This is a genomic window from Paenibacillus hexagrammi, from assembly GCF_021513275.1.
GTDB classification, from domain to species: Bacteria; Bacillota; Bacilli; order Paenibacillales; family NBRC-103111; genus Paenibacillus_E; species Paenibacillus_E hexagrammi.
The window spans coordinates 6165359-6184835 of sequence record NZ_CP090978.1 but is presented as its reverse complement, the minus strand read 5'-3'; the positions used below and the strand labels follow the sequence as shown (position 1 = coordinate 6184835).

General features: G+C 48.1%; 13 protein-coding genes and 1 pseudogene. 5 read left to right on the top strand and 9 right to left on the bottom strand.

All coding sequences use genetic code 11. The features are described 5' to 3' along the window. Positions 1 to 219 precede the first annotated feature (219 nt). On the top strand, positions 220 to 5763 hold the full coding sequence (locus tag L0M14_RS28395; RefSeq protein ID WP_235119745.1) for an S-layer homology domain-containing protein: 5544 nt from the start codon (positions 220 to 222) through the stop codon (positions 5761 to 5763). Between the two features lie 127 nt (positions 5764 to 5890). Here L0M14_RS28395 and L0M14_RS28390 read toward each other — a convergent pair whose 3' ends face one another. The 3 genes from L0M14_RS28390 to L0M14_RS28380 are packed head-to-tail and all read right to left on the bottom strand — an operon-like array spanning position 5891 to position 9327. Further along, the gene (locus tag L0M14_RS28390; protein ID WP_235119744.1) at positions 5891 to 7891 is read right to left on the bottom strand and encodes a carbohydrate-binding domain-containing protein; all 2001 of its coding nucleotides are present in this window, start codon (positions 7889 to 7891) and stop codon (positions 5891 to 5893) included. Positions 7892 to 7912: 21 nt separating this feature from the next. Continuing rightward, positions 7913 to 8593 carry a DUF4956 domain-containing protein gene (locus tag L0M14_RS28385; RefSeq protein WP_235119743.1) on the bottom strand — a complete coding sequence of 227 codons (681 nt, stop codon included), beginning with the start codon at positions 8591 to 8593 and terminating at the stop codon, positions 7913 to 7915. Beyond that, on the bottom strand, positions 8587 to 9327 hold the full coding sequence (locus L0M14_RS28380; RefSeq protein WP_235119741.1) for a polyphosphate polymerase domain-containing protein: 741 nt from the start codon (positions 9325 to 9327) through the stop codon (positions 8587 to 8589). Before L0M14_RS28380 ends, L0M14_RS28385 begins: the two co-directional genes overlap by 7 nt. Positions 9328 to 9552: 225 nt before the next feature. Here L0M14_RS28380 and L0M14_RS28375 point away from each other — a divergent pair, with 225 nt between their 5' ends. Further along, positions 9553 to 10230: a response regulator transcription factor gene (locus L0M14_RS28375; RefSeq protein ID WP_235119740.1), complete on the top strand. Its 678-nt coding sequence runs from the start codon at positions 9553 to 9555 to the stop codon at positions 10228 to 10230. Next, complete coding sequence (locus tag L0M14_RS28370; RefSeq protein WP_235119738.1) at positions 10230 to 11492, top strand: sensor histidine kinase; 1263 nt, start codon at positions 10230 to 10232, stop codon at positions 11490 to 11492. The genes L0M14_RS28375 and L0M14_RS28370 overlap by 1 nt, the downstream gene beginning before the upstream one ends. A gap of 109 nt (positions 11493 to 11601) precedes the next feature. On the opposite strand, the gene L0M14_RS28365 is transcribed toward L0M14_RS28370, so the two are convergent. Next, positions 11602 to 12639, bottom strand: coding sequence for an alpha/beta hydrolase (locus L0M14_RS28365; protein ID WP_235123059.1), 1038 nt, complete (start codon positions 12637 to 12639; stop codon positions 11602 to 11604). 72 nt (positions 12640 to 12711) lie between these two features. Further along, positions 12712 to 13623, bottom strand: coding sequence for an AraC family transcriptional regulator (locus L0M14_RS28360; RefSeq protein WP_235119737.1), 912 nt, complete (start codon positions 13621 to 13623; stop codon positions 12712 to 12714). Between the two features lie 670 nt (positions 13624 to 14293). Here L0M14_RS28360 and L0M14_RS28355 point away from each other — a divergent pair. Continuing rightward, on the top strand, positions 14294 to 14449 hold the full coding sequence (locus L0M14_RS28355; RefSeq protein ID WP_235119736.1) for a hypothetical protein: 156 nt from the start codon (positions 14294 to 14296) through the stop codon (positions 14447 to 14449). 252 nt (positions 14450 to 14701) lie between these two features. Here L0M14_RS28355 and L0M14_RS28350 read toward each other — a convergent pair. Further along, positions 14702 to 15375 (bottom strand): annotated as a pseudogene (locus L0M14_RS28350) (protein-glutamine gamma-glutamyltransferase). Between the two features lie 385 nt (positions 15376 to 15760). Then, on the bottom strand, positions 15761 to 16480 hold the full coding sequence (locus L0M14_RS28345) for a glycosyltransferase family 2 protein (RefSeq protein ID WP_235119735.1): 720 nt from the start codon (positions 16478 to 16480) through the stop codon (positions 15761 to 15763). A 179-nt stretch (positions 16481 to 16659) separates the two neighbouring features. On the opposite strand from L0M14_RS28345, the gene L0M14_RS28340 reads away from it, so the two are divergent. Further along, entirely contained in the window at positions 16660 to 17346 is a 687-nt protein-coding gene (locus L0M14_RS28340; protein ID WP_235119734.1) for a GT-D fold domain-containing glycosyltransferase, read from the top strand. A gap of 35 nt (positions 17347 to 17381) precedes the next feature. Here L0M14_RS28340 and L0M14_RS28335 read toward each other — a convergent pair whose 3' ends face one another. Together L0M14_RS28335 and L0M14_RS28330 are read right to left on the bottom strand one after the other, a co-directional pair. Then, the gene (locus tag L0M14_RS28335) at positions 17382 to 18707 is read right to left on the bottom strand and encodes a nucleotide sugar dehydrogenase (protein WP_235119733.1); all 1326 of its coding nucleotides are present in this window, start codon (positions 18705 to 18707) and stop codon (positions 17382 to 17384) included. Positions 18708 to 18846: 139 nt separating this feature from the next. Continuing rightward, on the bottom strand, positions 18847 to 19464 hold the full coding sequence (locus tag L0M14_RS28330; protein WP_235119732.1) for a DUF2812 domain-containing protein: 618 nt from the start codon (positions 19462 to 19464) through the stop codon (positions 18847 to 18849). Positions 19465 to 19477: the final 13 nt, after the last annotated feature.

Below are 19477 nucleotides of genomic sequence, written 5' to 3'. Positions count from 1 at the left end.
GATGTGGGGGCCGGTTTTTGTATTGTATGATACTTCATACAAGCGCAAGTGCGGGGGATTTTTTCATAAGATGATTTTGTCGAAATTGTTATATTTTTGTAAGCGACTCTAGTATATAATGCTTATATCTACTGTATTCAATCTATCTACAGTCACGAATTCAGTTTACTAGATGGAGTACAGTTTGCTCTTTGATAATTTTATAGTAGGAGGAGAAACATGCTTTCCCAAGAAATACGCAGCAAGATCAGTGCAATCCTCGTGTGTTTGTTATTCATTAGCATCCTGATACCAACCGCGGCTATAGGTGCTGAAACCACAGCATCCGCATTTAAGGATATCACGGATTCTTACGCACAGAAGGAAATTCAGAGCCTGGCCGACGACCAGGTAATCAGCGGGTATGAGGATGGATCCTTCCAGCCTGAGAAAGCGATGACTCGGGCAGAGCTCGCTAAGATCCTCGTCCTATCCCTTGGCCTACAGGAACATGTAGATCAAGCTTCCGGCTTTACCGATGTGGATAGCAACAGCTGGTATGCAGGCTACGTTGGCTCATTAGTTCAGAGCGGCATCACGCAAGGAACCTCGGCGACAACGTTCTCTCCTGATGCCAATATAACCAGAGAAGAATTAGTCGTCTTCTTCATCCGTGCGATGGGGTTGGAGAAATCCGCTCAAACCGCAAATGCCGCTGCACAACTAGCGGACTACCAGAAAGTGTCGAGTTGGGCGCAACCCGCTGTATCGCTTGCTTTTCAAATCGGCTTCATCAATGGTGTTGAAAGCAATGACGGAACTCTGACATTCAGTCCGAATGAGCAGGCACAAAGACAAGCATTAGCAAGATTGGCTTATGAATTCAGAACGAATAAGAATTCCTACATCAATAAAGCTAAAGAGCTTGTGCACAACGATGAGCTTGCGGTGGCATCGATTGAATCGACCAGCAGCACAAGTATGGAGGTAACTTTCACAGCGGAAGTCACGGAAGTTCGTGCTGAAGATTTTACCTTCGATCAGAACTTGCTTGTCACGAAAGCTGCCCTCAAAGCAGGCAGCAAAACGGTTGTAGTCCTCACGACTAAAGACCAAACATCAGGCACTACGTATCATCTGACCTATAAGGGTAAGGATACAGGAAAAACTGTTACTGGAACCTCATCTTTCTTCGGTGGTGGTGGTGGCGGTGGTGGTGTAGCCCCAGCCCCAACTCCTACTCCAACAATATTGACCGACCTAGATAAAATTAATGGTGGCGGAACCTTTGATTCGCTGACCGTCACATCCTCAGGAACTGTTGGTCCTACTGACGACAAGCCAAAAACGATTGTTACAGGCACACTAACACTGGATCCTGGTGAAAATGGGGAAATCCTGCTGCAAAACGTAGAGGCAAGCAGCATCGTTGTCGCATCAGGCAGCTCGAACTCAATCAAGTTGAAGAACACCATTATCAAAACACTTAGAGTAGCTGCACCTAACCAAACCAATCCAGTACGTATCGAAACCCTATCGGGATCAGATGTGTCGGATCTGGATGTGCAGTCCAAGGTCATTATTGAGTCTACAGCAGGCACTCTAGGCATGATCAAGATCGGCTCTGCGGCAAGCGGACAAGAAGTTGAGCTGCGGGGGACCCTAAAAGGGGACATTCAAATTGATGGAGAAGGCACGCAAATCAAGATCGCCCCTCCTAAAGACGGAGGAACTACATCCGTCACCAGTTTGAATGTAGGAGCCAAAGCAACCATTATCGCGGCAGCAGGAACTACGCTGCAGCATGTGAATGTTTCAGCTAAATCCGAAATTGCACTCACCGGCGAAGGCAACATTACATCTCTTACCGTATCCGAAGCAGCTCAAGGTTCAACCTTGAATCTGTCCAATGCGGGGGGGCGAATATCTGCGATCCAGCTAGATGGCAATGTTAACTTGCAAGGCGATGCAGACACCATCGGATCGATCAAGCTTACTGCGAAGCCCGGCGTTGTGGTCGAAGTCCCTCCATCCATAACGGATACTTTGAAAAATAAAGCGGTATCCGCCATCGCGGCTATCGGTACATTTAGCCAGTATTCTACTGAGGTTGACGGGAAAATAACCGCTGCTGAAATCATGGCCAACAATGCTATCCTGCTTGGAGTAAGCCAAGAGGACATAACCGGCTATACGACAGCGTTGGCTGAAGCGAAGCAAGAAATTAACCGCCTGGCGCTAGAAGCAGCGGCTCGTGACTTGCAGATTCAGTTTGCTGATAAAGATTCGAACAACTCCGTTACGCAACAGGTAGGGCTGCCCGTATCCGATGCGAACAGAGGCGTAAACATCAGTTGGCAGTCCTCCAAAGCGTCTGTTGTCAGCAACGACGGCCTGGTCACTCGTCCTGCGGTTGGATCGGCGAATGAAACGGTCGTATTGACAGCTACCTTGTCCAGAAATAATGCCACTCGTGATGCTGAGTATGTGATTACTGTCCTGGCACAACCCTCTTTACAATCCTTGACAGTAGACCCGAATACAATCGTCTTGCACAGCTACGATGAAATCGGTCAATTGAATGTTACTGCCAACTACTCGGACGGCACTTCTAGGTCCGTAACCACAGAGGCCGATTATGCAAGCAGTAATGTCGGTGTAGCAAGAGTAAGTAATGATGGAAAAATCACACCAATAGGTCCGGGAACGGTGACGATTTCACTCGTCTACGGTGGTATTTTGAAAACCGCGACTGTTACGGTAGACATTGCTCCAATTATTCAAGCGGGAGCAGCTGACGGTCAGGTAGACTTGTGGTGGAATCCTATTGCAGCTAACGTAACCTACGAAGTTTATATTTCTACGATTAGCGGATCTTATGATGAACAACCCGCTGCTGTTGTAAAAGAGGCGAATTATTCATTTAAAGGCTTAAAAAACGATATACCGTACTTCTTTATCGTGAAAGCGTGGCAGGACGGCCGAGTCTTCACTTCCAAGGAAGTGACTGCTGTTCCGGTTGCGGAGTATAAGGAAAAAACGGCGACTCCAACATACGACGGTAATGTGTATCCTAACAGTATTAAGCTTAGCGGTACTGCGGAACCTTATGCGGAAAACCTTTGGGGCAAGGTGACATTATCCAAGCGGGATGGCTCTTTAGTATCAGACAACTATATTGCACGAGATGGCTCCTTTATCCTTCTTACGAATATTAACGTAATGCCCCATGTGTCTCTTTCGGTAGGTGAGGAGCTTTTACTTACCGCACAGGTCGCTGGAAAGCAAGAAAGTGATCCCGTAATTGTTGTTGTTCAGCCTACTCAAGGACAAGCCCTCACGCCTACCGTCACCAGCACCGTTTACGAAGTAAACAGTCAAGTCAGCGGATATGCAGAGCCGGGGTCCTATGTGACCGTTACTTTCGATGAAGGGGAAAGTTACTCAACTGAAACCAGAGAAGATGGCTACTACAGCGTTTACGAGTGGGGAAATAATCATCATGCCGGTGATCGACTGAAGGTGACAGCTACCATTCATGGAAAAGCCACAAGTACGCCCGCCATTGTTACCATGCAAGAGTCGGTCAAGACCGACAAGCCATCAGTGACAGGAGCCGTATATACGAATAGCTATATGCTCAGCGGGCAAGCAGACCTTGGATTATTTCATGATCGGAGCATTGTTACTTTGCGCAAGCAGGATGGCACCTCCATCACACAAACTTTCGTGAACGATGATGGTTCTTATCTCATAACGATTAACAACTACTATTATCCTGTCCCTTTAGAGGCAGGCGAACAGGTTATGCTTACCGCGCAGGCTTACGGCAAAACAGAGAGCGATCCGATCCCTCTCATTGTTCAGGCAACGAGCGGGCAAACCCAAAAGCCTACAGTAACAGGCAATGTCTATGACACATCTTACATGATTCAAGGTTATGCAGAACCGAACGCGCTCGTAAGTATATCCGGTGGAGTCTATTCTAATACATCGTATATCACTGCTAGCAGTGACGGATCCTTTGAATACTACCCAGCGTATTTTCAAGCTGGGACCTCATTCAAAATAACAGCAACGGCTTTGGGGAAAGAAGTAAGTGAACCGCTCTATGTTACTGTACTAGCAGGGCCCAAGACGGCAACACCAAGAGTAACAGGTGAAGTATTTACTAACGGTTTTGATATCAACGGGGAAGTAGATTGGGACACCGACGCTGAGTGGAGGAACATTGTTCTGACAAAACGGGATGGCACCTATATCGATAATACCAACGCTAATCAAGATGGAACATTTAGTTTCCATTCTGGCCTCTATTTTAACTCTTCTCAAGTCACGCTTACGGCCGGTGAAGAGCTTCTTCTAACGGCGAGATCCAATGGTAACAATACTAGCGATCCTGTTGTTCTAGTTGTAAAGCCTACGCAAGGCCGCACCGCCTCTGTAATGACAGATGTGGTCAATGAGACTCTCATAAGCGGTTGGGCTGAATTTGGTGCAGTTGTATCCATAAGAACCTCCGACTCCAACAGGACTGATACGAGAACTGTAGCATCCAGTACAGATGGATATTTTACTATCTATCCTGATGCAGACCATGTGATTCAAACCGGAGACCATTTGAGCATTACAGCGACTGTGATTGGTGAAGATACAAGCGTGCCGATTGAAGTGACGGTAGGAGCAGCTAAGCGAACTGAAGCACCGACGGTTACAGGCGACGTTTATATGAATTTCCTCCATATTAGTGGAAGTGCAGAACCCGGGATGGCTAACAAGTGGACATATGTTTATCTGAAGAAACAAGACGGGTCTTATGTAACCTCATGGGTTGTTGAACAAGCTGGTTCGTTCTCATCCTTCAATCTGGCAGAGAATCTACTAATTAACCTTACTGCAGGTGAGGAATTACAATTAACAGCTAAGGCTTATGGGAAGAAAGAAAGTGAACCTGTTACGCTTATCGTACAAGCGACCAACGGGCAAACGGCATCTCCTACTGTTACAGAGCCTGCAACAGAGGCTGCTTTTTCCGGTTGGGCTGAACCTGGGTCTATCGTGAGTTTCCAAGTTGCCCGGAATGGTTTTGGTGAGTGGACTTACGCATCTCCCGAGGGTTCTTTCAGCTTTTCTTGGATTCCTGCGGGTTATATTCAGGCTGGTGATCAAATAAGCATTAGGGCAACAACCTTCGGCAAAGCTACGAGTGAACCCACTATTGTGACGCTACAAGCCGCACCTAAGACAGCAGTGCCGACTGTTACAGGAACTGTGTATACCAATGGATTTGTTCTGCAAGGTTCATTGGGTTTAGATTCAGGCAACGCCAGTATGACCTTAACCAATAAGTATGACTCCATTGTCGATTCTTTTGGTACGGGCTCAGATGGTTTTTTCTCAACATCCAAAATCTTCCAACCTTATGTTCACTTGAAGGCAGGAGATGTTGTATGGCTCAAGGCTCAAGCTTATGGCATGACGGAAAGTGATCCTGTTTCATTGGTTGTACAAGAGACACATGGTCAGACTGAAGTACCGACCATCAACGATGACATCATGGAAACAGGTTATTTCAAAGGTACTGCCGAACCTGGGGCCATTGTCACATTATCGAATGATACAACAGGGGCCCAACAATTCACGACAGCTTCAACGGATGGAAGCTACTCATTTTATTGGGATTACAAAGCCTATCGAGTAGGCGACCAACTATCCTTATCCGCTACAGTACTCGGTAAAGAATCAAGCGATACGGTACAAATTACACTCATCGCATCTCCTTAATTTTTATCATTAAAAGACGGCTACCCGCTCATCGGGAAGCCGTCTTTTTGTGTTAAGGAGGGGGCTTCCCATTAAGACCAGGCAGCCCCCTCCTTTCAATCTCTTCCTACTCCCTACTCCCTTCTCCCTACTGCTGCGCTGACACTCCTCCATTCTGAGGACGCATGCCTCGGCCGCCTCCCGGACCGTGTCCGCCAAATCCGCCAGGTCCGCCCATGCCGGACCGCGCTTCCGTCACGCCGGATTCATTCAACCAGGTAATCATCGAAGCAGCTGTGAAGTCTACAACCTTCGAGCCTCCTTGGTAGGTACCTCCTTCATAAAGTCCTTGCGTTGCTTTGCCGTCGGAGGATCCGCCGGAGTATAGGCTGTACGACGAGTCCTTTTTGATCGTTGGTGTGCTGATGAAGACGGATTGATACATTTTCACTGGTGTGAATGTCAGCACATCCTTGCCTTCGCTGTCTTGCAGGTGGACCGTCGTACCTGCTTGCTGAGCACTCGAGTAAGTCATCATAATACCCGATTGCGTGGACGTGTCGGATGTAGCTTGCGCCATACCGGAGCTGCCCGCGGCAACTAAGGTTCCACCTGTCATGACGAAGGTTCCGTCATAGTCGAGCGGTCCGTTGCCGTTATCCGTGGGTCCATTCACGACCACAGTTCCGCCGCTCATTTGGATGGAGCCGTTCGCATCCAACCCGTCTCCTTGAGCGTCTACACTGAGGAATCCGCCGGTAATTGTCAGCATGGCGCTAGACGAGGACCCGAACTGGCTGCCCGGAGGCTGCTGGTTACCGCCTGGCTGTGCACCGACCTGCTGTCCATTGCCGCCTTGCTGCGCACCGGCTTGCTGTCCGCTTGCCCCAGCTGCACCTTGGCCAGCAGCACCTTGCTGACTGCCATCCGCCCCTGCTGCTGACTGCTGATCACCGCTAGGCATAGCAGGCGGGTTACCGGCAGCCGAACCATCCGCTCCAGCTCCGTCAAACTGCGGCGGCTGTCCGAATCCGCCTGGTCCTCCCGGACCGCCCTGGCCGCCTGCGCCCTCCGTCTTTCCGCTTCCTGTCGAAGCATTGACGCCATCATCGCTGGCTACCAAGCTCGTATTCCCGCCGGAGACGAGAATCGCCGGAGCCTCAAGACCTTCATTGCTCTTCGCGATATCGATCGTACCGCCGGCAATAGCTACCGAGATATCGCCGTGGATACCGTCATCGTCGGCATTCATGCTAAGGTCCCCGCCATTCACTTGAACACCGCCGCTGCTATGCAGCGCGTCTTTACCGGAGGTGATGCTGATCGTGCCGCCATCGATAGATAGGAAGCCTTCTTCACCCTCTTTGTCATTCGATGTCTTCAAGCCGTGACCGCCTGCATCGACGGTGATCGTACCGTCTTTCACAGCTAGCAAATCTTTGCCCGCGATAGCATTGTCGACAGCCTTAACGTCCAGCGTAACACCCGTGATTCGCAGTTCATCCTTGCTTGCGATACCGTTGTTATAGTTGCCGAGGACCGTCAGCTTGCCTGTACCGTTAATGGTCAGGTCGTCTTTACTGAAAATAGCCGCATTCGGTTCATCTGTTGATGCATCCGGATACACATATGCAGTGCCATCCGTAACGGTATTCGTTGTTCCTTCTTGCAAGGAAATAATCGTTTTTCCCGCTTCCTCCACGTAGATCGGCGATGTGCTGCTGCTGCTCAGGTCCACTCCGTTCAGCACCAATCTTACGACTCCTTTATCTTTCACATTAACGGTAATTTGACCATTGTCCAGTTTACCGCTCAGCACGTACGTCCCGGCTGCTGTGATACTGATATTGCCCTCTTTCACTTCAGCTCCTGCGCCGCTGATGTCCGCGCTAGAGCCGGTCAGTCCGATTTGGACCGGACTCGACGCCACCCAATCTGTGTACATATCCTCAGCCGCATATTCAACCTGCTTCGTAACCGCTGTGCTCGCCACAGCTTGGTCTGCTGTCGCCGCGGCTGTAGATGAAGTCGTTACAGCAGCAGACGCTGCGGTACTGGAATTTGTGGCAGCTTGATTGCTGCATGCTGTAGCTAGAACAGCACATAATACAACTGCGCCGATTTGTTGGACAGGTAACAATTTTTTCATAGATGAACTTCCTCTCTTATTTTAATATTCCGCAACGGTCGGACTCATGGTTAAGCTAATATCCAGGTTTCCATTTCTGCATCGAATGGCGTCTAAGAATTCCTTCTGGTTGGTAACATGATCGATGGATACGAGGTAAACCAGCTCATACAAGCTGCCTAGCTCGGTTGTTTTTACTTTTCTAAGCTCATAGTTGATTTTGAATTTCTTGAAAATCTCATCAAATGCTTCTTCATACCCTAGATTTTCAGGGATCGTAACTTTCAGCAACTTCTGTGAAGTTTTCTTTTCACCGAATTTGACAGTCTTGAGGACAAACATCAACACGCAAAGAGCTATCGTGAACAGTGCTGCATATCCAAACGCTCCTACACCGCAAGCAAGACCCGCTGCCATCGTGAACAAAACAAACGAAATGTCTTTGGGGTCGCCAGGCGCGCTTCGGAAGCGAATAATCGAGAAGGCTCCCGCAAGGCTGAACGCCCGGGCAATGTTGCTGCCGATGAGCAGAATAATGACGGCGATAATAGCTGGAAGTACAATCATGGTCAGCGTAAAACTCTGATTATACATAGGCTGGGTTTTCATATAAGTGAAGCTGATCACCGCGCCAAGCACGAATGCAACTAGAATAGTTGTTAGCGCCTGAGCCAGTGTAAGGTCCGTGACCGTTTGGGCCGAAGCCAGTAAAGTATCTAACATGGTAAAATCCTCTCCCCTGCGAGTCTTTCATTTCGCATTTTTTTGTATTCATTGCCGTATTTCGAAAAGCTGGTGCGGTACATCTGATGCTCAGATAGCATTTTGGACAGCCAGACCGGAATCGTCTTCTCCGCCTTCACTTCCATGAGCCATTGTCCGCGGCTGAGCAGCTGCTCGCCGTAATCACCTTGTTCCAGCTTCAAATCATACCGTCTGGACCGGATATTCGTATCAAAGGTAATCCGCAAATCCCGGTTGTTCTTGCAAAACATCGCGATCCTGTCGTAAGTCAGGTACACCTTAGGCTTCAAATCATACCTTTCCAGGAAATATTCAATCTCCTGCACGACCTGCTTGTTCATATAGGGCTTGAGCTCCGGAGCGCGTCCTGTGACGGCAAAATCATAAGCCTCATTCAGCATGAGCGCGGTTCTTCTTTTGTTCACCAGCCCGAATACCTTCTTCTTCAGTTCCAGATAGACCTTAGCATCCTGCTTAGGAACCCCGTAAGCGCGGATCCGAAGCTTTTCCTTATATTTGGGCTTAGATAAGCTGTTTCGAATCAAGGAATCGTGCTCGGTATCGTAATAAATGTTACTAATCGAATAAAATTTATCGTTCTTGTTGTATTCGTCGAGCTCCATGTATGCAAGTAATTGATTATAAATCGCGTAAAAGGCTTTGGTATCCATCAGGTATTTATTTTCGTATCGGTTGAATACTTCGATCGCCATAAAGGTCTCGCCCCTTTCTTTTCTTGTGACTTGCTCGCTGCTTCATGTCTGTATCGTACCGCTTCAACCTTTAACGAAACTTAAATAAAAGAGACAGTTTGTTATCACCTTAGAAGCTTTTATTTCAATCGAATAACCATGATTAAGTTTGATTAAAGGTTTGAGCCCTATAATGAAGACATGCAAGCGAAATAGGAGACCATGAGCACCAAGGGGGAGTTCAACATGAGAATATTAATCGTCGAGGATGAGATGCATTTAGCGGAAGCGCTGACTCAAATCCTGAAACAACAAAACTATTCCGTGGATACCGTCCATGACGGCCAATCCGGACTCGATAACGCGTTAAGCGGCATTTATGATCTGATTCTGCTGGACATTATGCTTCCTGAAATGGATGGCATTACGATGCTCAAGACGATTCGTGACCAAGGGATTTTTACTCCTGTCATCCTGTTGACGGCCAAAGGAGATACTTCCGATAAAATCGCGGGACTGGATTACGGCGCTGATGATTACGTAGCCAAACCGTTCTCTACGGGGGAATTACTCGCCAGAATCAGGGCGGCACTGCGCCGCAAAGGCGAGGTTGTCGCGGATGATACACTCAAATTCGGGGATATGGAGCTGAATACAGGCACGCTTAAGCTAACCTGCAAGGGGAAGGAGCTGAAGCTTATTCTTAAAGAGAGCGAGCTGCTGGAGCTGCTGATGACCAGGAAGCAGGCAGTGACCTCCAAAGAACAAATCATCGAAAAGCTCTGGGGCTTCGACTCAGAGGTGGAGCACAATAATGTGGAGGTATATATCTCTTTTTTGAGGAAAAAGCTCAACTTCCTGGGCGCTTCCGTTCGGATCAACACGATTCGAGGCGTGGGCTACGTATTGGAGGTGACAGGCTGATGTTCAATAAGCTGCGGAACCGATTCCTTCTACTGAACTTAGTTATCATCACCTTCATCATGCTGGCATCCTTCGCTTCTATTTACATCTTCACCTATCAAAATGTTCACGGCGGTATCGATATGGACCTGCATCGGGTCGCCGATTCCTATATGAAATCTGATGGCAAAAAGGGCGTTCATCCGCCTGACGGCGGCGGTCCACCGGGAGCTAACAATCAAGCAGGTCCTCCTCCGGAACGCGCGGTGGCCATATTGCTACAAACAGATGCCCAGTGGAATATTACAGCGGCAAAGTCCCACTTTGACATGGATCAGGACTTCTACCAAGCAGCTATCCAGCAAGCAACCTCCGGTAACGCAGAAACGGGTCAATTCAGTCTAGATGGCAACATCTGGGCCTATCTGGTGCAAAAAAATATAACAGGCAACTCCGTTGTCATCTTGGACGTAACCGCACAGGTAGACATCCTTACGACGCTTGTGTACACCTTCTCTATCGTTGGACTGGTCATGCTGATCGTCATTTACTTAACAAGCCGGTACTTTGCCAATCGCTCCATTGCACCAGTCAAGGAGGCTTTCCATAAGCAGAAGGAATTCATCGCGGATGCCTCGCATGAGCTAAGAACGCCATTGGCTGTAATCGCCACCAACGCTGATGTGCTCCTAGCCAATAAAGAGGACACGATCGAGAATCAGTCGAAATGGCTGCACCATATTAAATCAGAGACGGAACGAATGAAGACGCTGACCAATGACCTTTTGTACCTAACTGAAATGGAAGAGTCCAGAGACTCCATCATGTTCAGCAGCTTCAATCTTAGTGATTCCGTCGAAAGCGTCATTCTGACCATGGAAGCGGTCCTGTTTGAGAAAAACCTCTCGCTTACCTACGACATTCAGCCTGACTTGACTGTCCGCGGCAGCAGCGAGCAAATCAAGCAGATTGTCATGATTCTGCTCGATAATAGCATCAAATACAACGCACCAGGAGGGGCGGTCAGCCTGACCCTGCACAAAAAGCACAACGACGCTGTGCTTACCGTTACCAATAGCGGCGAGGGCATCCCGCCTGAGCATCTGGAGCGGATCTTCGACCGCTTCTACCGCGTCAACAAGTCCCGCTCCCGCAGCAGCGGCGGTCACGGTCTGGGACTCGCGATCGCCAAATCGATCGTAGAGCAGCATAAAGGGAAGATATTTGCCAAGAGTGTGCAGAATGAAACGACTTCGTTCCACGTGCAGCTGCCTTTGATGTAGCAGTTTGGCTGCGGATACTCTGGCTAGCAGTATGCCAAAAATGCCAATTACCCAGCATCAATCGGGTAATTGGCATTTTTGGCGCGCTATAAAATTATGCGATCATCCTTCACTCGTTCACCGGGCTATAAAATAACAAGTAGTTCTGCAGCTGGCTTCCCCAATAGCTCATATCATGGGCGCCAGGAGCGTGCTGGTATTGTACATGCTGGCCGTGCTGAGTCAGCAGGTCATTCAACCTTTTGGTACTCGTTTGAAATCCGTAGCCGTCCTCGTCCCCGCAATCCAGATAAATGTTCAGCCCTTTTAAATCTTGATGGGCTGCCAGATAGACAGGATCGTCCGCCTTCATGATTTCTTCGTTCGGGTAGAGCCAATCCCTGGGTCCTCCCTCAAACCATAGGGCGGGACTATGTCCACCCACTTTACTGAAAGCTTCAGGATGCTTGAAGGCTAGGTGAAGCGCAGCGTAACCGCCCATGGAGATGCCTCCGATATACTGACCCTCTCTGGAGGGATCAATGCTGTAATGCTCTTTGACGTAGCCAATGACATCCTGATAGATGTAATCCTCATACATGCCAACGTTCAAGGAGACACCCATTTCTGGTACGTTGTAGAGGGAAAGCTCTTTGCCGGTATTGGAACCGAAGCTGTTCTCGATATAAGGCGCCACGATGACTAACGGTTTGATTTTCCCCGCTTCAATCAGCTTATCCGCCGCTGAGGTGAACATCAGAATCGTATTCTCGTCATCCCGCATGCCATGCATCACATACAACACGGGAAGCTTCTTGGAACCGCCGTACCCCTTGGGCAGATAGACCTTCATTCTCATCTCTTTTCCTAAGGCTTTACTTGTAAAAGTAACCGCCTCGGTCTTCGAGGCTTCAAGCCCCTGCTTGGTGGCATTCTCCGTACCAGGCGTTACCTTACTGGCTGTCCCCGCGCTTTGCGTCTCCATAATTGCTGCTTCTTTGCCGGGCGTGCTCGTATTCGTGCTTGGTGTACCCCTAGTGCCTGCTCCTGTGTCAGGCATCTCCGTATGGGCCGTCCCCGTCTTGGGAGATTCCTGCTGCCCAGCTGGCATGGTTTTGCCGGCAGTACTGCACCCTGCGAGCATCATCATGAAGATTAGTACAATCATCACTTGTTTGATAACATCCACCTCCAACCTTCATTGTAAGGAGGGGCTCCGCTTGTGATTTGCACAATCTTGCTATATTCGGTCCGTCGTGACCGGGATACAGAAATCCATCGTAAAGCCGGATTCCGAAGGCGGCCCATAATAGAACTCCAGGATCGGTCTATCGTCGATGCGGCATCCGGACTTAGGCAGCCATTCGAGAAGTAACGTATAAATACTGCCTTCAAGCTTGGATGGTTTCACATTTCGCAGCTTCAAGATGGCATACCTGCCTCCAGCCACTGTTTTCGTCCCCACCATACCTTCTGCAGCAGTGGAAACCGGCACTGTGATACAGGCATCATATTGATAGTTCGATAGAGCTGTCTGATAAGGATTGTCATAAATAATGCCAAGCACGCGAGTCGATTCTGCCATGAGCCCCATTGATTGGCCCCATGCGGTAATGTAGTCAAACATCCGGTGGATAATTACCGGCTCCTCCTGCAGATCCATATAACATTTGCGAACATAAGCTACATGCAGCTCAGGAATCTCTTCCATGCAGACATCCAAACGATCAACCGTTTGGAGAGGGCTTTTGACTAGGGGTAGTCCTTGCATGCGTTCCTGGAGAAATTGGTGCTTCTCGCTGGGCGATAGTCCACGGAAGGCAGAGGCGCTCATACCAAAATGGCTATTAAATGCACGGCTAAAATAGCCGGACGAAGCATACCCGCAGTGTAGGGCGATTTCCGTTAGTGAGGCTGCCGAACCGTTACAGAGAGTGTTCGCCGCTTTCTCAACACGCAGCCGCTGGATGAATTGCCCTAGGCTTTCCTTCGTAACCATCTTGAATATTCGATGAAAATGAAACTTGGACAAACAGGCCTCTTTTGCAATATCCTCCAGTGTAATTGCTTCCCCTAAATTGGCTTGAATGAACTCCAGCGCTCGATTCATGCCCCATACATAGGAATCTTGTTGTGGAAGTTTGTCCGTCACAAGCTCACGCCTTTCGATGAAAATACATATATGCCAAGCCTTCGGGTCAGCTCCTGATTCTGCCGAAGATAGTGCCCGTTCTGTCTATCGGCAAGCGGTGCCAATCCGCAAGCGAACACCACTCACGCACAAATTCGCCCAACCCCTACTTCCTCGGCTTCAAGAACGCCTACACCACAATGACAATTTTGCTAATTTTATTGTATCAAATTCCTATGCTTGATGAATATTTTCCTAGGTTATTAAGATTGTATTTGAGCAGCTCATGATCTTCTTAAAGCTTTCGCCGCAATTCCATCAAGATTAATGAAGACAGCATGTACAGCATACAGATAATGGCCCAAAATGACGAATATAGCATCCTTGTGATTGAATAAGAGAAAGATGGATGAACATTGACAAATTGCCCCCTTAAGCAGAAAGTTCCTTTGAGAACTCTTGCTAGAAGGGGACCTTAGTTAATTATTTGAGTGGTAATGATGGTGGTGGGTTTTTGCTGTTTGATGATGCTCTACATGTGGAGGATCCTGGGGATGCTGATGTGTGTAATGAGGATGCGGATAGTTGACGGCATGGTGGTGCATTGGATGGTAACTTACATGATAGACGTGATGGTGATGAGGATGGTAAGTATGATGATTAACATGATGATGCGGATGATATACATGATGTGGGTGATACATGTGATGTGGATGATACACAAGATGTGGGTGATATATGTGATGCGGATGATATACATGATGTGGGTGTTCGTAATGAATATGTTGGTAGAGTGGATGCGTTGGGTACTGTGCTGCAGGCGCTACAGAAGGCTGCTGATAGATAGGCAGGTTATCTCCTGTCAATGCCGGAATTTGCTGAACTGGTTGGACTGCTTGGGCTGGTTGAATATGTTGAATTGGTTGGAGGCTCTCCGTCCTGGATGCAGCTTGATACAAAGGAAGGTTATCCTCCGTTGATACATTACGTTTCGTCATGTTCTTTCCCCTTTCTGGAGTAGGCATACGTCATCATATGCAAGAATTTCAGCTTGCGACTTATGTCCAGAAAAAATTATTATTAGAAAAATATGTTAAAATTAGATGTTCCAAACGTGAATTCTTCCCCCTACCTTCGCAATCATAGGTCTCTTTCGTAACCGACTTTGAAATCTCGAAAAGTAAGAGAAATCTGGATAAACATAACGATCTGACAGGAATGCTGATTTCGTACTGCCAAATATCCTGTGTTTATTCAGAAAGTTAATGATCGCATCCCCGGGGGTCATTCCGAGACCATGCCCGTGTCCATAATAGAGATCGTTCTCCATCATGATGACATTTTCCCCTTTCCACCAGGGCAGCAATGGTTCTACATCCGGGTTTTCAAAATAGAGCACATCCCCCCCTACGGCTTCCTCATTATTTGTTCGGTCAATCAGATGCAATTTGGTGTTGGAATCCCAATCAAATAATAAAAGATCCGCGAACATGATATCGAAAATTCCTGGATCAATAGATTCTAATATGGATTTGTATAACACGACTACTACAGCCATGGAACATTCGAATGCGTAGGAATCACCATTTCTAAAGATATCCCTTACTGCATATTGTGGAGCCACCCCCTCTTCAACTGAAGCCTCCCTTGATTCGTCACGCGCCAGTATATCGGGTTACCTACCGTTTTTTTGAAATCCGCAAAGTAGACACCGGCTTTACTCAGTTCATTTGCAGACTTCACAATCTGTGAACGCATATACAGTTCAAACAACAGGGAATATACGGTATCATACCGATATTCTACAAGGCTGCTTTCTTTTTTTGAAAAATAGCGAGTTCAAGCTCTGACAGAGTACCTTCTCCAAAGACGATTTCTCTGGTGCCTTCTATTATGATCATGGACCTCTCCTCAATATGAAAAGATCTGCATTATAATGATTACCTATTTTTATATGTAGAATTTCAAAGTCATGTGAACGCCTATATCCCGGAGCATCACGATTTGAGCAATATTTTGGCGAAATAGAAGGTAGCGTTAGCCGAAACTGACCGGAATTAACAAGATGTATAGCTTTTCCCTACTGCTACGCAGACTAAAAAACCCGCTGCTCCTGATCGGAAGGCGGGCCGCTTCTCTCTTTATAAATACGATACTTTCAAGACTCAACGCCTCGCACAATGTTCTCATAACTCTCCGTCTTTTGGATGATCTTTGCCTGCAATTTCTGCATGGTATTCCGATTAATTTTCCAGGTATGTCTGGATTGATCCGCTCGCCGATTGGTCGCAAAATGACGATGGCTCGTCGATTGTACCCGGCCTCCTCGCTTCCGAACATCTATAAGAAATCTCATATCCGACCCTGCGCGCATCGCTCGAAATTTTACAGCTGGGTAAAGTGCTCTTCGAAATACCAGTGTCGCTCCGGCTACGGCATCGTTCCTGTGCATTCTCAATAGGAGAAGTTTCTTTGTTTTGACCATGTACATGTAGAATTGGTTCTTTCCAACCACATCCGCACCTGTTCGCTCCGCTGTACGAATCGCTTCCGCCAAGTAAGCGGGTCCATAATAATCATCGTCGTCGCACTTCGCAATATACTTATATCGGGCTCGCCGGATACCGTAATTTAGACATTCCCCTAAGGAGGCCTTCTCTTGAAGCTGATACACGGAGGCGCGTATTCCTAATCGTTTCGCATAAGCAAGGTAGGAGGCGGGACTCATGCCCTTTTGATTTAAGACAATAATTAACTCTCGGCGTCTCCATGATTGATGACGGTAATTGCGAAAGAGATTTTTCATAAAGTCGGGCTTATTCGTGACGGTAATGACCGTGATCCCCGCTTTGATCTGCCCCCGCTTCGTTCCTTTCACATTCCAACCCCCTTCTTCGACCGTTTTATCCTGAACTATATGTTATTCCTGCGATTTCAGGAAGGTTCAGATATAAGGATAGGAGCGGATTTACGTAATGAAGAAAGCCACACCCAAACGATCAGCGGGCAGGACCAATATGATAAAGGGATATGATATGGAAAGGGAGCGATGATGGAGTGCCGACTCTTTTAACCCGGGGACAGACCTATGCGAGAATCAAATATGCGTTGGATCACAAACGACCGTTCTCCCTGGTTCGAATCGGAGATGGTGAGAATATTTGTCTGGCGCAAGGCTCCGTTTGGTCGACAAAACGAGTATTACAGCAGCCTTGGGCCAAGAAAGCTAACCGTGGGAAAAAGGGGGTAACCCTGCCCAACCTTCGGCTGCGCAATCAGATGGTGGCCGGAATTCGGAGCGCATCCGTCGTAGGCGTCCTATCGCCAAAGGACGGCTTGATTCGCGCGCCGCGGCATCTGAAGCGTTCTCTGACGAACGCCGTGTTTTCCTTTTTCCGACTCTCCCCCCGCTTGACGTGCGATGCCTGCATCAACCGGTATGCTCCGCGGGATCAACAGTTCTGGAGGCTGCTGAGGAGACGCCGTATTCTTCTTATCAGCAAGGATGCTAAGCAAACTAGAACAATTTTAGCACGAAAATGGGGGTTAAAGGTTGTCGGAACGATCGAATTCACCCATTACAACCAGATTCCCCGAACCCTCAAGCGAATTCGAGCCTTAAGGAGCTCCTTTGACCTGGTCCTCATCTCTACCGGAGTAAACGCCGTTATTCTTGCACCCAAAATTGCGAGAATGACCGGAAAGGTCGCCCTCGATTTTGGCAAATGGCATCACAAACTGTAAAGACCGGCCATCGGCCGGTCCTTTTTCAACCTTCCTTAAACAGTACCCCCGCCTCCTAAGCGGACAACTCTTGCCTTTCCCATCCCCTCGGAGCCATGTGTGACGTTTCTCGTATCATATACAAGTTCTGCATGTTCGAGAATCAGCGTAAGAGGTGTGCAGGAGTGGTCTGTCGCCAGAATCACAGCATCGGTTTCATCCAAGAGCTCTGGGGTTAGCTCCACACTGTTCCATACTGTATGTCCCACCTTTACACTCGGGATATATGGATCGTGATAGACGACGTTAGCTCCCAAGTCGTGGAGAACTTGCAAAAGTTCCAGCGCTGATGACTCCCGCGGGTCGGCGATATCTTTTTTATAAGCCACTCCATAGACCAGTATCTTGGTCTCCTGAAGGGACCTTGTAGATAGATGCTTCTGAACCTGGCCGGCTATATAGTGCGGCATCCGGTGATTGACCGACTGCGACAGCTGAATGAAGCCCGAGCTCAATCCAAGCTGCTGAAGCTTCCATTCCAAATAAATAGGGTCTACCGGAATACAGTGCCCCCCGATCCCAGGTCCCGGGTAAAATCCGGAGAACCCAAAGGGCTTGGTCTTAGCAGCCTCAATGACCTCCCAAATATTCAAGTTCATCTCATCGCACATGATGGCCAGTTCATTCACGAAGGAGATGTTAATCAACCGATACGCGTTCTCCATGATCTTCGCCATCTCGGCGGATTCCACCGAAGAGACAGAATGAATGTGTGGAAACACACCGTCGTAAAGCTCCTCAACCCGCTTTAAGCAGGACGGCGTCATCCCGCTCACAACCTTCGGAATCTTGTGACAAGGGTAATCCTTGTTGCCGGGGTCAATCCTCTCTGGAGAGTACGCCAAATACACATCTTGACCGATCGTTAAGCCAGTGCTCTCCAAAATCGGAGCGACAACCTCCCTCGTTGTACCCGGATAGGTTGAACTCTCCAGAACAACTAGCTTCCCTTGGGGAACCAGTTGGCTAATATCGGCAGCAGCCTGCGTCAAATAACTTAATTCCGGCGTGCCCTTATCACTTAGCGGGGTAGGCACGCACACAATGAAGGCATCTACCTGCTCCATATCTTGATATCGATCCGTCACTACCAGCCTTTGCGTCGATAGCGCCTCCTGAATGGACGCATCCTCAATTTCGGCAATATAGCTCTTGCCTGCTTGCAGCGTAGCAATTTTCCGGCTGTCCACATCATAGCCCACAATTCGAAAGCCCTTACTCAACAGATGTAGAGCCAGCGGAAGTCCAACATACCCAAGCCCGATTACGGCCGCAGTTCGCACCTTCGGACCCGCTTCACTCAAGTCCTGACTGCTCGTCACTCCCCATCCATCCTTTCCCTGCTAGACTTTCCAACTAGTCTTGTAAACTAGTCTTCCAAACTAGTATATGAAAGGAATTCGGATTGGCTTGGACGTGGGTCCTAGTGATTGGAAAATGGGAGGTGTGCTGTAGCCGCCTTTACTCCTGTTTTGATTTTCTATATTGTTTACCTGCCTTCATTGCGAAGTAAAGGTACATCACTATCATGCATACTAGGAAAAGCCAGATGAATCCTCTACCCAAAGCGAATGGTGTTTCGAAGAGAAAGGCCCTCCAGAAAGTCATTCCATTTAGTTGCCATAGTCCTGGGGTATAATACAGCGATTTCGGATTAACCAGTACCCCCGGGTCTATCGAGCCTGTGGAAATGAGTTCCGCCAATATAGGGATGAACACACAAGCCAATGTCGCCCACATCTCCGACAACCGCTTATACCGACCGGCCTTGGAATGGACATCTGAGAATATCTCTTCGCTTCCATGTTCGTCTGCTTTATAAAAATATTGATATCCCGAGCTCTTCGTTCCACTCCTATGTTCCCAGCCGCTGTCCTCGAATAAAGCACAGTAATCTTCAAAATCCTCCTGATGTTTAAAGATGCGGTAATCCATTTTAATCACGGTATTCTCTCGTTTTCCAGGTTCAAATTCATAACCGAACAATGTTTTCTTTGTAAATCGATATCCTTGGCTTGCCATATCATTCAGCCAGCTTTCTTCCTTATCGAAGTTAGTAAAGAACTTGAATTGTTTCAAGTGCAGTCCCTCC